At 42.4% G+C, this 14,397-nt stretch carries 12 protein-coding genes; 11 read left to right on the forward strand and 1 reads right to left on the reverse strand.

Annotated features, from left to right (window positions below):
• The first annotated feature begins 2 nt into the window (after nt 1-2).
• Nucleotides 3-644: an orotate phosphoribosyltransferase gene (pyrE, locus tag ACZ5XR_RS06615; RefSeq protein ID WP_464502241.1), complete on the forward strand. Its 642-nt coding sequence runs from the start codon at nt 3-5 to the stop codon at nt 642-644.
• 153 nt (nt 645-797) lie between these two features.
• Here pyrE and ACZ5XR_RS06620 read toward each other — a convergent pair whose 3' ends face one another.
• Complete coding sequence (locus tag ACZ5XR_RS06620) at nt 798-2,510, reverse strand: Rqc2 family fibronectin-binding protein (protein ID WP_464500880.1); 1,713 nt, start codon at nt 2,508-2,510, stop codon at nt 798-800.
• Between the two features lie 242 nt (nt 2,511-2,752).
• On the opposite strand from ACZ5XR_RS06620, the gene ACZ5XR_RS06625 reads away from it, so the two are divergent.
• The 10 genes from ACZ5XR_RS06625 (at nt 2,753) to rsmB (ending at nt 14,394) form a co-directional block, all read left to right on the forward strand.
• The gene (locus ACZ5XR_RS06625; protein ID WP_464500881.1) at nt 2,753-5,431 is read left to right on the forward strand and encodes a cation-translocating P-type ATPase; all 2,679 of its coding nucleotides are present in this window, start codon (nt 2,753-2,755) and stop codon (nt 5,429-5,431) included.
• Between the two features lie 107 nt (nt 5,432-5,538).
• Nucleotides 5,539-6,414, forward strand: a complete 876-nt coding sequence (locus tag ACZ5XR_RS06630) for a YicC/YloC family endoribonuclease (RefSeq protein WP_464500882.1) — start codon at nt 5,539-5,541, stop codon at nt 6,412-6,414.
• A 57-nt stretch (nt 6,415-6,471) separates the two neighbouring features.
• A complete protein-coding gene (gene remA, locus ACZ5XR_RS06635; RefSeq protein WP_464502242.1) occupies nt 6,472-6,735 on the forward strand; it encodes an extracellular matrix/biofilm regulator RemA in 264 nt (87 codons plus the stop codon).
• A gap of 11 nt (nt 6,736-6,746) precedes the next feature.
• Nucleotides 6,747-7,361, forward strand: coding sequence for a guanylate kinase (gene gmk / locus ACZ5XR_RS06640; RefSeq protein WP_464500883.1), 615 nt, complete (start codon nt 6,747-6,749; stop codon nt 7,359-7,361).
• A gap of 1 nt (nt 7,362) precedes the next feature.
• On the forward strand, nt 7,363-7,581 hold the full coding sequence (gene rpoZ / locus ACZ5XR_RS06645; protein WP_464500884.1) for a DNA-directed RNA polymerase subunit omega: 219 nt from the start codon (nt 7,363-7,365) through the stop codon (nt 7,579-7,581).
• 331 nt (nt 7,582-7,912) lie between these two features.
• Nucleotides 7,913-9,133: a bifunctional phosphopantothenoylcysteine decarboxylase/phosphopantothenate--cysteine ligase CoaBC gene (coaBC, locus tag ACZ5XR_RS06650; protein WP_464502243.1), complete on the forward strand. Its 1,221-nt coding sequence runs from the start codon at nt 7,913-7,915 to the stop codon at nt 9,131-9,133.
• A complete protein-coding gene (gene priA, locus ACZ5XR_RS06655; protein ID WP_464500885.1) occupies nt 9,120-11,531 on the forward strand; it encodes a primosomal protein N' in 2,412 nt (803 codons plus the stop codon). The genes coaBC and priA overlap by 14 nt, the downstream gene beginning before the upstream one ends.
• A gap of 85 nt (nt 11,532-11,616) precedes the next feature.
• Nucleotides 11,617-12,102 carry a peptide deformylase gene (def, locus tag ACZ5XR_RS06660; RefSeq protein ID WP_464500886.1) on the forward strand — a complete coding sequence of 162 codons (486 nt, stop codon included), beginning with the start codon at nt 11,617-11,619 and terminating at the stop codon, nt 12,100-12,102.
• A complete protein-coding gene (gene fmt, locus ACZ5XR_RS06665; RefSeq protein WP_464500887.1) occupies nt 12,099-13,043 on the forward strand; it encodes a methionyl-tRNA formyltransferase in 945 nt (314 codons plus the stop codon). The genes def and fmt overlap by 4 nt, the downstream gene beginning before the upstream one ends.
• 1 nt (nt 13,044) lies before the next feature.
• Complete coding sequence (gene rsmB, locus ACZ5XR_RS06670) at nt 13,045-14,394, forward strand: 16S rRNA (cytosine(967)-C(5))-methyltransferase RsmB (protein WP_464500888.1); 1,350 nt, start codon at nt 13,045-13,047, stop codon at nt 14,392-14,394.
• Nucleotides 14,395-14,397 lie beyond the last annotated feature (3 nt).

Below are 14,397 nucleotides of genomic sequence, written 5' to 3' on the forward strand. Positions count from 1 at the left end.
TGATGAAACATTTAATTGCTGAAAAACTATTAGAAATCAATGCGGTTGCCTTAAAACCGCAGGATCCATTTACATGGACGTCAGGACTTCGTTCCCCTATCTATTGTGATAACCGGTTAACGCTTTCGTTTCCTGAGGTGAGAAGGGAGATTGCTTCTTGCTTGCAACAGCTTATTGAAGAAAACTTCCAAGGAGCTGAGGTCATTGCCGGTACCGCGACAGCAGGCATTCCGCATGCCGCATGGGTGAGTGAACAAATGAACCTTCCGATGTGCTATGTGCGCTCAAAGGCAAAAGGTCATGGAAAGGGAAACCAAATTGAAGGGAAAGTTGAACAAGGTCAAAAAGTAGTGGTGGTTGAAGATTTAATTTCAACGGGAGGCAGTGTCATTACCGCCGTTCAAGCATTACGAGAAGCGGGCTGTGAAGTACTTGGTGTCGTATCCATTTTTACTTATGGGCTTGAAAAGGGGAAAGAAGCGTTTAAGCAGGAAGGAATTGCTGCTGCTTCAATAACTGATTTTGCAACATTAATTGAGGTTGCGATTGAAAAAGGCTATATTGGTGAAAAGGATAAAGACAGTCTTTTAGCATGGAGTGATGGTCCGGCTGAGTGGAGTAAGCGAATTGAATTAGATTGCTAATTCTGGTTTTGTAGATATAATTGCAAATTTGTAGATAAAGTCTTTATATTTGTAGATAAATCTAAAAGTTTGTAGATAACCGCTTATATTTTGTAGATAAAATCAAATATTTGTAGATAAATAGGAAAAAGCCCCGGAACTCCGGGGCTTTACCTAGTTTTTCTTCAATTTTAATACCATTTCCTCATCCGGCGTTACATAAACCGTCTGCTGATTATCGTAAATCACGAATCCAGGCTTTGCTCCGCTTGGCTTTTTAACAAAACGGACTTTGGTTAAATCAACAGGTACAGAGCTTGAATTCCGCGCCTTGCTGTAATAGGCTGCTAAAATGGCTGCCTCCAGAATCGTTTCTTCCGACGGCTCCTTGCTGCGAATCACAACATGTGAACCGGGAATATCCTTCGTATGCAGCCAAATATCATCCCGTGCTGCTGCCTTATTGGTTAAATAATCATTCTGCTTATTATTCTTTCCGACAATGATTTCAGTGCCATCTGTTGACTGATAGTGATCAAGAAGCGGCTTCACGTTTTGCAGCTTTTTCCCGCTTCGTTTTTGCCGTTCGCGAATATAGCCGCCCTCAATCAGTTCTTCACGAATCTCCTGAATATCCTTCGGCGAGGCTGCATTTACCTGCTGCAGCAAATTATCAAAATAAGCAGCTTCCGCGCGGGCTAGTTCGATTTGCTCCACAACAATAGACAATGCGTTTTTCGCCTTTTGATATTTGGAAAAATACTTCTGCGCATTTTCAGAAGGGGACTTTCGCGGTTCGAGAGGAATGACCAAGGTCCCGCCCAATTCATCATAATAATTCAGGACTTCGATTTCTGTCATTCCTTTTTTGGCCGCATAAAGATTGGCCGTTAATAACTCACCAAAACGTTGATATTGGTCAGCACGCTCTGCTTCACTCAACGTGACTGTCAACTTTTCAATTTTCTTTTCATTTTTTTCTTTTTCATTGCTTATTAGACGTTCGATGTCCTGACCTTGTTGTTTTACACGGTCGCGCTCCGCTTTACCAAAATAAAAACGGTCGAGCATTTCGCTTAATGTAGGAAAGCACTTGCTTTCCCCCTTTAAATGCTCTAGCGGAAACAGGTAAAAGCTTTCCTTCCCACCGCTTGTGATAATGGCAGGACTTAAATGACCAGCCTCCATTTTTTTCATCATATGAATGAAGGTTTTGGGAACGGTAGTCCGATTAGCCAGCCCGCTTTGAAAAATCACTTCTTTTGCAAAAAGCGGTGAAATACCGGCAAACTGCTCGACCAGCTGACGGTCCAGTTTCCCGCTGTTAAAATCAATTTTTTTTAACACATCCTCTTCCACTGCTTGAAAAGGATTTAACTTATTCTGCTCTGGTGGGAATACATATGGCTGACCAGGCAATATTGCGCGATAACTGTTAACAGCAAAGGATATGTGCTTGATACTGTCGAGAATCATCCCGCGGGATTTATCCACTAACACAATGTTACTGTGGCGACCCATAATTTCAATAATCAATTGTTTATAACTGATGTCACCAATTTCATTTCGGCCTTTTATTTCCATAATGATAATACGGTCGTTTTCAACCTGAGAAATATTCTCCAAAATATATCCTTCAATATGCTTTCTAAGCAGCATACAAAACATTGGCGGTTCACTTGGATTATCGTAGGCCTCATTTGTAAGCTGAACCCGGGCATAGCTGGGGTGTGCTGATAATAGCAGTCTATGGTTGACTCCACCGGCACGAATCACCAGAATCACTTCGTTTTTATAGGGCTGGTGGACTTTATTAATGCGCCCGCCTTTTAGCGAACGAGCCAATTCATCTACCATCGCATTTGTAAATAAACCATCGAATGACATGGAAAACATCCTCTACTTCTTCAGATTAAATCCATTATATCATAGCATTTTTTTGGACGAGTCTGAATAAGCTTTCTTTAGGATAGAAAAGCGGAAGCGCCTTGGTCAGCCCCGACAGCTGCTTGCGGTCCAGACGGTGAAGTCGTTCTTTGACTTCATCGGCTGGATCGAAGCGACCTCGAGGGGCTAGGCGCTGGAGCTAGCCAATGTATGACTATTTAAGGGGGAAGTGAGATGGTCGGATGAAGTTCCATGAAATGGAGATCAAACAAGTAGAAAAGGTCTTAGTAACCGACTTTTCATCTGGTTTAACAACTGAAGAAGTAAAGAAGCGGATTAAACAGCATGGGTATAATGAATTAGCGGAAGGGGAAAAGCAGTCGGCTTTACTCTTATTTTTTAGTCAGTTTAAAGATTTCATGGTCTTAGTTTTACTCGCAGCAACCTTAATCTCCGGGTTGCTTGGTGAATATATCGATGCCATAGCTATCATTGCTATTGTCATTATTAACGGGTTTCTCGGTTTTTTCCAGGAACGGAAAGCGGAAAAATCACTGCAGGCATTAAAGGAATTATCGGCACCACAGGTCTCGGCCCTAAGAGATGGGCACTGGACCAAAATCCCTTCAAAGGAAATTGTGGTCGGCGACATTTTAAAATTTTCGAGCGGTGATCGCATTGGTGCCGATTTAAGAATGATCGAATCGAAAAGCTTGGAAGTGGAAGAGTCTGCCTTAACGGGGGAGTCTGTTCCTGTTTCAAAACATACGGACTGCTTAACAACGGTGAATCCGGGGATTGGTGATATGGAAAATATCGCCTTTATGGGGACGATGATCACACGGGGGAGCGGCGTTGGTGTCGTAATTGCTACCGGGATGAAAACGGCCATGGGCCAGATAGCTGATTTGCTGCAAAATGCTGAATCACAAGAAACCCCCTTGCAGCGCCGATTGGAACAATTAGGGAAGATTCTGATCACTGTTGCCTTATTCTTAACAATGCTCGTTGTGGTGATTGGTGTTTTTCAAGGACATAAATTATATGAAATGTTTTTAGCGGGTGTTTCTTTAGCAGTGGCCGCAATTCCTGAAGGACTGCCGGCAATCGTTACCGTTGCGTTGTCCTTGGGCGTGCAAAAAATGATTAAGAAAAATGCGATTGTCCGTAAAATTCAAGCGGTGGAGACTCTTGGCTGCGCTTCGGTCATTTGCTCTGACAAAACCGGAACGATGACACAGAATAAAATGACGGTTACCCACCTTTGGAGCGGCGGACAAACATGGACAGTTGACGGTGTAGGATATCAACCGAGAGGGAGCTTTTATCGAAATGATCAGACCGTCCATCCGAAAGAAGAAAAAGCATTGCAGCAAATGCTTATTTTCGGCATGTTATGCAATCATTCGGAATTGGTAGAGAAAGAGGACGAAATCATTTTGGACGGGGACCCAACAGAGGGAGCTTTACTAGTAAGTGCCATGAAGGCGGGATTTCACCGGCCGAACCTGTTAAAGGAATTTACCATTCTTAATGAATTCCCGTTTGATTCCGCCCGGAAAATGATGAGTATGCATGTTCGGGACAAACAAGGACGTCATTTTATAGTGACGAAAGGTGCACCTGACGTCATTTTAGGGATCAGCGAGTCCATCCTTTGGGATGAACGAACTCAATACTTACATGCTGAAATGCAAAAAAAGGTCCAGGCGGCAATAGACGGGCTGGCCTCAAATGCGCTAAGAACAATAGCCATCGCTTTTAAACCGGTCCCTGCAAATACCATCATTCTAAGCGAACATGAAGCAGAAAAAAAATTAACCTTTATCGGCGTTCAAGGCATGATTGACCCGCCAAGGCCGGAGGTTCAAGTAGCTGTGAAGGAATGTAAGGAAGCCGGGATAAAGACCGTGATGATTACCGGTGACCATGTTATTACAGCAAAGGCGATTGCAGCTCAATTGGGAATCCTTACGAAAAAAAGCAAGGTACTCGATGGAAAAGCTTTATCCAATATGTCAGTAGATGAACTGGAAGATGTAGTGGAGGATGTATCTGTATTTGCCCGGGTGTCCCCAGAGCATAAATTGAAAATTGTTAAGGCATTGCAGAATCGAGGCCATATCGTGGCAATGACTGGTGATGGAGTAAACGATGCACCTGCGATAAAAGCTGCAGATATCGGTGTGGCGATGGGAATTACCGGAACAGATGTAGCCAAGGAAGCGTCAGCACTCGTCTTATTGGATGATAATTTTGCGACCATAAAAGCAGCCATTAAAGAGGGCAGAAATATTTATGAGAATATCCGAAAGTTTGTCCGCTATTTATTAGCTTCCAATGTGGGCGAAATTTTGGTTATGCTATTTGCAATGATCCTGGGGCTGCCGCTGCCGCTCATCCCCATTCAAATCCTTTGGGTTAACCTGGTAACAGATGGTCTGCCGGCAATGGCACTTGGTCTGGACAGGCCTGAAGAAAATGTAATGAAGCGGCATCCGAGAAGTCCAAATGAAGGCGTATTCTCCAGGGGATTGGGCTGGAAGGTCGTTTCAAGAGGCTTCCTCATTGGTCTGGTAACTCTTCTTTCCTTTATGATTATTTATCATAATGATCCAGGGCGACTTCAATATGCACAAACGATTGCTTTTGCTACATTGGTCATGGCACAGCTGATTCACGTTTTTGATTGCCGAAGTGAAAAATCAGTATTGTCACGAAATCCTTTTGGGAATCAATATCTTGTATGGTCTGTGATATCTTCATTGGCACTTGTGTTGGTGGTCATCTATTATCCGCCGCTGCAGCCTGTTTTTCATACCCTTCCGATTATCGGAAAGGATTGGCTATTAATCATCGGCATGTCTTCTGTTCCAACTTTTTTACTAGCGGGATCATTTTTGTTAAGAAAAACAAAATAAAGTATGTTATAATCCAAAAGGTAGTAGAGGAACTCTATTACCTTTTTGTGATGCATTAAGCATTTCGTACCGATCATGTCTTTCTAGAGAGATTGGATGTGAACATCATGGTAATTAGTATGACGGGCTTTGGAAGAAGCAAGACGGAATCGGACTTGATATCTGTTAACGTGGAAGTGAAGACCGTAAATCATCGATTTTGTGAATTTAATATTCGGATGCCACGGCAGCTTTTAAAAATAGAAGATAAACTGAAGAAAATACTTAATCAGCATATCCGCCGGGGCAGAATAGAAGTTTATGTCAGCATCGAAGGGGAAAGTACGGTAACCCGTAAGATCCATGTTGATTGGTCGCTTATGGACGAATATTACCAGGTTATTAAAACCGCCCGTGAAAAATATGGAATTGAAGGAACCGTCTCCATTCAAGATCTATTGGGCCGCAGTGAGCTATTACATATAGAAGAAAGTGATGCCGGAAATGAGGAACTTGAAAATTTAGTTCTCTCTGCCGTAGAAGAAGCTGTTCTTTTACTAAAACAAATGAGAATGGCAGAAGGCGAGGAATTAAAGAAAGACTTGCATTCCTCATTATCTCTGCTTGGAAAAAATGTGACAGAGCTTCATGAATACGCTCCATCTGTTTTACAAACGTATAAAGAGCGGTTAACAAAGAGAATGCAGGAATTTGTTAACGGTCAAATAGATGAGACGAGAATTTTGACTGAAGTAGCTGTTTTTGCGGACAAAGCGGATATAAATGAAGAAATTACCCGGTTAAAGAGTCATATTGGGCAATTTATTCAGACGTTAAATGATTATGAACCAATCGGGAGAAAACTCGATTTTCTTGTTCAGGAAATGAACAGGGAGGCTAATACCATCGGTTCAAAAGCAAACAATGCCATAATTGCAAAAAAAGTGGTAGAAATGAAAAGCTTGCTTGAGAAACTAAAAGAGCAGGTTCAAAATATTGAGTAGATTGGTTTAGAAACCGTTTATGGCGGTCAAAATATATTATTGATGATTGGATGAGTTATTGTGATAAAATTGATAAATATTGGGTATGGAAATATCGTATCGGCCAATCGGATTATCTCAATTGTGAGCCCTGAATCTGCACCGATTAAAAGAATTATACAAGATGCACGTGACCGTGGATCCTTAATTGATGCCACATATGGCAGACGGACTCGTGCGGTAATTGTGATGGATAGCGATCATGTCATACTTTCCGCTGTACAGCCAGAAACGGTTGCCCATCGTTTGGCAGACCGTGATGAGATTATTGATGAAGGGTAGGATTTATAAAAATGCAGGAAAAAGGATTGCTGATCGTACTTTCAGGACCATCAGGTGTTGGTAAAGGAACGGTTCGAAAAGAAATATTTTCTCATCCCGATACGGCTTTTGAATACTCCATCTCAATGACAACCCGCTCACCAAGGGAAGGGGAAGTGAATGGGGTCGATTATTTTTTTAAAACACGTGAAGAGTTTGAAGTGTTAATCGAACAAGGAAAGCTGCTGGAATATGCCGAATTTGTCGGGAATTATTACGGCACACCTGTTGATTATGTCAGAGAGACACTTGATACAGGGAAAGATGTTTTTTTAGAAATTGAAGTGAAGGGTGCAAGGCAGGTTCGTGAAAAATTTCCGGAGGGATTATTTATATTCCTGATGCCGCCAAGCCTTTCTGAACTTAAAAATCGGATTGTTACAAGAGGAACGGAAACCGATGATTTAATCCATAATCGAATGCTGTCAGCCCGGGAAGAAATCGAAATGATGGAATTATATGATTATGTTGTAGAGAATGATCAAGTGGAACACGCCTGTGAACGGATAAAAGCTATTATCACTGCTGAGCATTGCCGAAGAGAGCGCGTGGAACACCGTTATAAAAAATTGTTGGAGGTTGAATAGAATGTTATATCCTTCTATTGATTCATTACTAGAAAAAATCGACTCAAAATATTCACTGGTTTCAGTAGCTGCTAAACGCGCCCGTGCTATGTCACAGGCAAAAGATGAAAGATTACCGAAGTACGTCTCTTATAAATATGTTGGAAAAGCATTGGAAGAGATTTATAGCGGCGAGCTAACCTATCGCATTTCTAAAAAAGCAGAGGCTCATGCTGAATAAGCCTTGCTCAAAACCATCAAGTTGATCAAAGGCCTGACAACAAGGAATTCCTATGTGTCAGCCTTTTTTATTTTAGGCTGTGTTAATGGCGAATGTTGATTTTTTACAACAGTTGATTGGAGAGGAGGGCGCTCGACTCCTGCGGGAGCAGCGGGACAGGTGAGACCCCACAGGCGCTTAGGCGCCGAGGAGGCTCACCGCCCGCCCTTCACTACAATCAACAAATAAGTTTAACCGAGAATTATTTTAAAAAGAAGAAAAAGATGAAAAAATAATTATTTTCCAGCATAATGAATAGTAGATTTTTGGTGAAAAAAGTGAGGGTTCGATGATGGTAAAGGATAAGAAAATATTATTATGTGTAACAGGCGGTATTGCCGTCTATAAAGCAGCCGCATTGACAAGTAAGCTTGTACAGGCAGGAGCACAAGTGAAAGTAATCTTAAGCGACTCTGCTGCAAAATTTGTTACCCCATTAACCTTTCAAGCACTATCCCGCAATGAAGTATACACGGATACCTTTGAAGAAAAAAATCCAAGTGTGATTGCCCATATCGATCTTGCCGACTGGGCGGATCTCATTTTAGTTGCCCCAGCGACGGCCAATACAATTGCCAAACTAGCCGGGGGGATTGCTGACAATATGGTTTTAACTACCCTTCTGGCAACGACTGCACCCGTTTGGATTGCCCCTGCCATGAATGTCCATATGTATGAACATCCCGCGGTGAAGAAGAACATTTCGATTTTAGCTGAATACGGCTATCAATTTATTGAACCAAGTGAAGGCTATCTTGCCTGCGGTTATATTGGCAAAGGAAGGCTGGAAGAGCCGGAGAAAATCGTCGAGTTAGCACAAGGTTATTTCAATAGAGAAGGTTTGCCGCTAAGTGGGAAAACAGTGGTTATTACGGCTGGCCCCACCAGAGAAAAAATTGATCCAGTCCGCTTTATATCCAATCATTCCTCTGGAAAAATGGGCTTTTGCCTAGCAGAGCAGGCAAAAAAACAGGGGGCTGACGTGGTTCTCATTTCTGGTCCTGTATCCCTCCCAAACCCTGCTGGAGTGAAAGTGGTGAAAGTCGAAAGTGCTGCCGAAATGTACGAGTCCGTATTTTCTTATTTTCCCACAGCAGATGTGGTGATCAAGACAGCCGCAGTTGCAGATTATCGTCCCAAACATGCACATGATCATAAAGTAAAGAAACAGCCTGGCGACCTCTCCATTGAATTGGAAAGAACGAAAGATATTTTGTTAGAGCTTGGGACTCAAAAGAAACATCAAATTCTTGTTGGGTTTGCTGCTGAAACAGATCATATTGCGGAATATGCGCGAAAGAAATTATATGCCAAAAATGCGGATATGATTGTTGCGAACAATGTGAAGGCAGAGGGAGCAGGGTTTGGGACAGATACGAATATTGTTACCCTCTTTAAACGAAATGGCGAAGTTTCCGAACTACCGCTTATGTCAAAACAAGCAGTTGCAGAAAAAATTATTCAGGAAATTACCTTGCTATTAAAGGACACGGCTGATAATGAAAATTGCTAGTGTAATCGTTGATGTCCCCGCTAAACAAACGGACAAGGCCTTTGATTATCTGATACCAGATCAATGGCACGAAACAATTCAGCCGGGTATGAGGGTAATCGTACCGTTTGGACCAAGAAAAATCCAAGGGTTTGTCACAGAAATAAAGGAACATTCCGAGTTTGCGAAATTAAGAGAAATAACCGAGCCAATGGATCTTGAGCCCGTCCTTAATCAGGAATTATTAAAGCTTTCGAATTGGCTGACAGAGCATACGCTTTGTTTTAAAATCGCAGCCTATCAGGCCATGCTTCCGGCAGCCTTAAAAGCAAAATATGAAAAGTCTGTCAAGGTGGGGGTCGGGGTTAACCTCCTGGACCTGCCTCCCAAGCTTCAAGCGTTTTTTCAACAGGAAGAAACGATTCCATGGGAGACAGCATTAGAACATGGACTTGTTCCTTTGCTGCAGCGGGAAGCCTATAAGGGCAACCTGGAAGTTCTCTATTCTGTTAAGGAAAAGGTGAAAAAAAAGCATTTGAAAACCATACGGCCGCGAATCGCTCTTCTCGACTTGAAAGAGGAGCTGAAAAAGTGGCCGGCAAGGGCAGAAAAGCAAAAGGCTGTTTTGAATTATTTCGTTGAACATTATCAAGAAATTGAATTAAGGCAGCTGCAAGCAGATTTAAATATTTCTTCAGGTGCAATCAAAGCACTTGTTGAAAAAAAGATCCTATCCGTGCAGGAAATGGAAGTCTACCGCGATCCCTTTGAACATCGCATTTTTGAACGAACTCATGCGCTTGCCTTAACGGATGCTCAGGAAAAAGCCATCCAGCCGATCCTTGCCTCCATCGAAGAGAACCATCATGAAGTATTCTTATTATATGGTGTGACAGGAAGCGGAAAAACAGAAATATACTTACAGTCGATTCAAGATTGCCTTGAAAAAGGGCGGGAAGCGATCGTTCTTGTTCCGGAGATTGCCTTGACACCGCAAATGGTGAATCGTTTTAAAGGAAGATTTGGCGATTTAGTTGCCGTTTTGCACAGCGGCTTATCAGCTGGTGAAAAATACGATGAATGGCGGAAAATACAACGAAAGGAAGTAAAAGTGGTTGTCGGGGCAAGGTCGGCCATTTTTGCTCCTTTTGAAAATTTAGGAATCATTATTATCGATGAGGAGCATGAAACTAGCTATAAGCAGGAAGAGATGCCGCGCTATCACGCTAGGGATGTAGCGATCGAAAGGGCGAAAACTTACAGCTGCCCAGTTGTTTTGGGGAGTGCCACTCCGTCGCTTGAGTCCTTTGCCAGAGCTCAGAAAAAGGTTTATCAGCTATTATCGCTTCCAAGCAGGATGAATAATCGCGAGCTTCCTGCAGTCGATATCATTGATATGCGTGAGGAGCTTCGTGAAGGAAATCGCTCCATGTTTTCGCGGAAGCTTTTTGAAAAACTGCAAAACCGACTGGAGAAAAAGGAACAATCTGTCTTATTTTTAAACAAACGCGGACATTCCTCGTTCGTGATGTGCAGGGACTGCGGTTATGTCGTAAACTGCCCAAATTGCGATATTTCCTTAACGTACCATCGAGTGAGTGAGCGCATGAAATGTCATTATTGCACTTATGAAAATTATGTGCCAAAAGAGTGCCCGGAATGTGGCAGTGAACATATCCGGTATTTTGGCACGGGTACGCAAAAGGTTGAGGATGAACTGGGCAAAGTGCTGCCGCATGCCAGGGTTATTCGAATGGATGTGGATACAACAGGAAGAAAAGGATCCCATGAAAAATTATTAAAGGATTTTCAAGATGGAAAAGCTGATATCCTTTTAGGGACACAAATGATTGCCAAGGGATTAGACTTTCCCAATATCACTCTGGTGGGTGTCCTTTCAGCGGATACCATGCTGCATTTGCCTGATTTCCGCGCATCGGAAAAAACCTTTCAACTGTTGACACAAGTGAGCGGGAGAGCTGGAAGGCACCAATTGCCCGGCGAGGTGATTATCCAGACCTACACCCCTGAGCATTACAGTGTAGAGCTTAGTGCCACACAAAATTTTGATCTTTTTTATCAGCATGAAATGATGGTAAGAAAATTGCATCACTATCCGCCGTTTTATTATCTTTCATTAATAACGGTCAGCCACGAACAGCTCATGACAGCCGTTTCAATAACCGAAAAAATTGCCGGTTTCATCCGTTCCAAGCTCTCGGACCGTACGGTTGTCCTTGGACCTGCAGCCTCGCCGATTCCGCGGATCAATAATAGATATCGATACCAATGTTTGATAAAATACAAGCGGGAACCAGAGCTTACGAAGACGTTGAAAGCCATTCTTGATAACTATCAAAAGGATTCAACAAGCGGATTGCAAGTATCGATTGATGTCAATCCGTTCATTTTAATGTAATCTCTTGATTTCAATGGCATGAAAGGTTATCATTAAAATTTTTTGGTGAAAATAAGAAGAAAAGCAAAAGTATGGAGGAAGAAATTTGGCGATTAAAAAAGTTGTTTTTTACCCTGCAGAAATACTTGAAGTACCCTGCAAGGAAGTGACAAAATTTGACCGGAAGCTCGGGAAAATCCTTGATGACATGTATGAAACGATGATCGAATATGATGGAGTTGGACTGGCCGCCCCGCAAATTGGATTAGACATGCGCGTGGCCATTGTGGATATAGATGATGAATCCGGGACGATAGAGATGATTAACCCGAGGATCTTAACCACCTCAGGTGAACAGATAGATCCGGAGGGCTGCCTTAGTTTTCCAGGACTTTATGGGGAGGTCAAGCGCCCCAATTTTGTAAAAATTGAAGCATTGGACAGAAAAGGCAGGAAATATTCCCTGGAAGCTGAAGGGTTCCTTGCACGGGCAATTCAGCATGAAATGGATCATCTTGACGGGATTTTGTTTACCTCAAAAGTAATCCGCTATCTCGAAGAAGATGAGTTAAAAGGAGTAGAAAGTGAATGACAAGAATTGTTTTTATGGGCACCCCTGATTTTTCAGTGCCTGTGCTTCGGCGCGTGATTGAGGAGGGCTATAAAGTGGTTGGTGTGGTAACCCAGCCGGATCGCCCGGTGGGGAGGAAAAAGGTGTTGACCCCTCCGCCTGTTAAGGTAGAAGCCTTAAAATATGGAATACCAGTCTTTCAGCCGGAAAAGATTCGCGAACCGGAAGAGCTGGATAAAATCCTCGCATTAAAGCCAGATTTAATTATAACGGCTGCGTTTGGGCAAATATTGCCAAATGAATTATTAGCTGCCCCTACATATGGCTGTATTAATGTCCATGCATCTCTCCTTCCGGAACTCCGCGGTGGTGCACCCATTCATTATGCCATCATTCAAGGTAAAGATAAAACGGGTATTACCATCATGTATATGGCAGAAAAATTAGATGCCGGCGATATTTTAACACAAGTAGAAGTACCGATTACCGAAACAGATAACGTAGGAACCCTTCATGAAAAGTTAAGCAAGGCTGGGTCAGACTTGTTATCGGAAACTTTGCCGGAGCTCTTGGCAGGGAAGCTTACTCCGATCGCACAAAATGATCAAGAAGCAACATTTGCTTCCAACATAAAACGAGAACAGGAAAAAATTGATTGGTCCAAAACGGGAGAGGAAATCTATAACCATGTCCGCGGTCTTAATCCATGGCCGGTTGCATTTACTACTATGGATGGTCAAGTATTAAAAATCTGGCAGGCAGAAAAGGTTTCCGCTTTAGTGGATAAAGTGCCTGGCACCATCATAAAAAATGAATCCGAGGGGATGGTTGTAGCGACTGGAAATGAAACAGCCATTCGGATCAAGGAGCTTCAGCCCTCAGGAAAAACGAAAATGACAAGTGAGGAGTTTTTCAGAGGCTCAGGGGCGAAAATTTTAATAGGCACCAAGCTGGGAGATTAATATGACATCAAAACGAAAAAACGTTCGGGAAGCTGCGATGGATTTACTGACAGCCATTGAGAAAAACCAGTCCTACAGCAATTTATTATTGAATAGTACCATCGAGAAAAATGAATTGCCTTCTATAGATATTGGGTTATTAACGGAATTAACCTATGGAACGATCCAAAGAAAAATGGCGCTTGATTACTATTTAAATCCTTTCATTAAAAACAAAAATAAATTAGAGAATTGGGTTTTGCAGCTATTAAGGATTACTATTTATCAAATGGTTTATCTGGACAAAATACCTGACCGAGCAGCGATTTATGAAGCAGTAGAAATCGCCAAAAAACGGGGGCATAAAGGGATTGCATCCTTAGTGAATGGTGTGCTCCGGACCATACAAAGAGAGGGACTTCCGTCTTTTATGGAGATTGAAGATCCGATTGAGAGATTATCTCTTGAAACAAGTCATCCTAAATGGCTTGTTGCGAGATGGGTTGAGCAATTTGGCCTTGAAAAAACAAAAGAAATGTGTGAGCATAACCTGACTGCTCCTTTGCAGACAGCCCGAGTTAATTTAACGAAAACATCCGTTCGTGAATGTATGGAGGACTTAGAAGAGGAAGGCTACCAAATCGAAAAGAGTCCGGTGATTCCTGAGGCGATTCGATCGCTGAAAGGAAACTTGGCTTATTCCAGAGCCTTTCAAAAAGGCTTGATCACCATTCAGGACGAAAGCTCCATGCTGGTTGGCTACGCTCTAGGTGTCCAGCAAAATGAAAAGATACTCGATGCATGTGCTGCTCCGGGAGGGAAAACTACTCATATTGCGGAGAAGTTGAAAAGAACCGGGGTCGTAATCTCCCTGGATTTACATGAGCATAAAGTGAAATTAATTAATCAAAATGACGCCAGACTTGGTTTGGGGAATATCAAAACAATCGCCATGGATTCAAGAAAAGCGGAAGAGCATTTTCAAGCTGAAAGCTTTGACAGAGTCCTGCTTGATGCCCCATGCTCGGGCCTTGGAGTAATGAGAAGAAAGCCTGATATAAAATACACGAAAAAGCCTGAAGATATCGAACAATTAAGCAGGATTCAACAAAATTTGTTAAAATCCGTTTCCCCTTTGGTGAAAAAAGGTGGAATGCTAGTTTACAGTACCTGTACAGTCGATAAAGCCGAGAACGAAGCCCAAGTCAAAACATTTTTAGAAGAAAATCCTCAATTTGAGAAAGATTTCACGTTAAAAGAACGAATGCCTGAAGCCATTCAGCCGCTAATCACGGGGTTTGACCTTCAAATTATGCCACAGGATTTCGGATCGGACGGATTTTATTTTGCAGCTCTAAGAAAGAAGGTATAACAA

This window comes from Neobacillus sp. Fa239 (genome assembly GCF_055395235.1).

Coding starts and splice junctions, on each gene's coding strand:
- pyrE (WP_464502241.1), top strand. CDS start 3: ATGAAACATTTAATTGCTGAAAAACTATTAGAAATCAATGCGGTTGCC.
- ACZ5XR_RS06620 (WP_464500880.1), bottom strand. CDS start 2,510: ATGTCATTCGATGGTTTATTTACAAATGCGATGGTAGATGAATTGGCT.
- ACZ5XR_RS06625 (WP_464500881.1), top strand. CDS start 2,753: ATGAAGTTCCATGAAATGGAGATCAAACAAGTAGAAAAGGTCTTAGTA.
- ACZ5XR_RS06630 (WP_464500882.1), top strand. CDS start 5,539: ATGGTAATTAGTATGACGGGCTTTGGAAGAAGCAAGACGGAATCGGAC.
- gmk (WP_464500883.1), top strand. CDS start 6,747: ATGCAGGAAAAAGGATTGCTGATCGTACTTTCAGGACCATCAGGTGTT.
- rpoZ (WP_464500884.1), top strand. CDS start 7,363: ATGTTATATCCTTCTATTGATTCATTACTAGAAAAAATCGACTCAAAA.
- coaBC (WP_464502243.1), top strand. CDS start 7,913: ATGGTAAAGGATAAGAAAATATTATTATGTGTAACAGGCGGTATTGCC.
- priA (WP_464500885.1), top strand. CDS start 9,120: ATGAAAATTGCTAGTGTAATCGTTGATGTCCCCGCTAAACAAACGGAC.
- fmt (WP_464500887.1), top strand. CDS start 12,099: ATGACAAGAATTGTTTTTATGGGCACCCCTGATTTTTCAGTGCCTGTG.
- rsmB (WP_464500888.1), top strand. CDS start 13,045: ATGACATCAAAACGAAAAAACGTTCGGGAAGCTGCGATGGATTTACTG.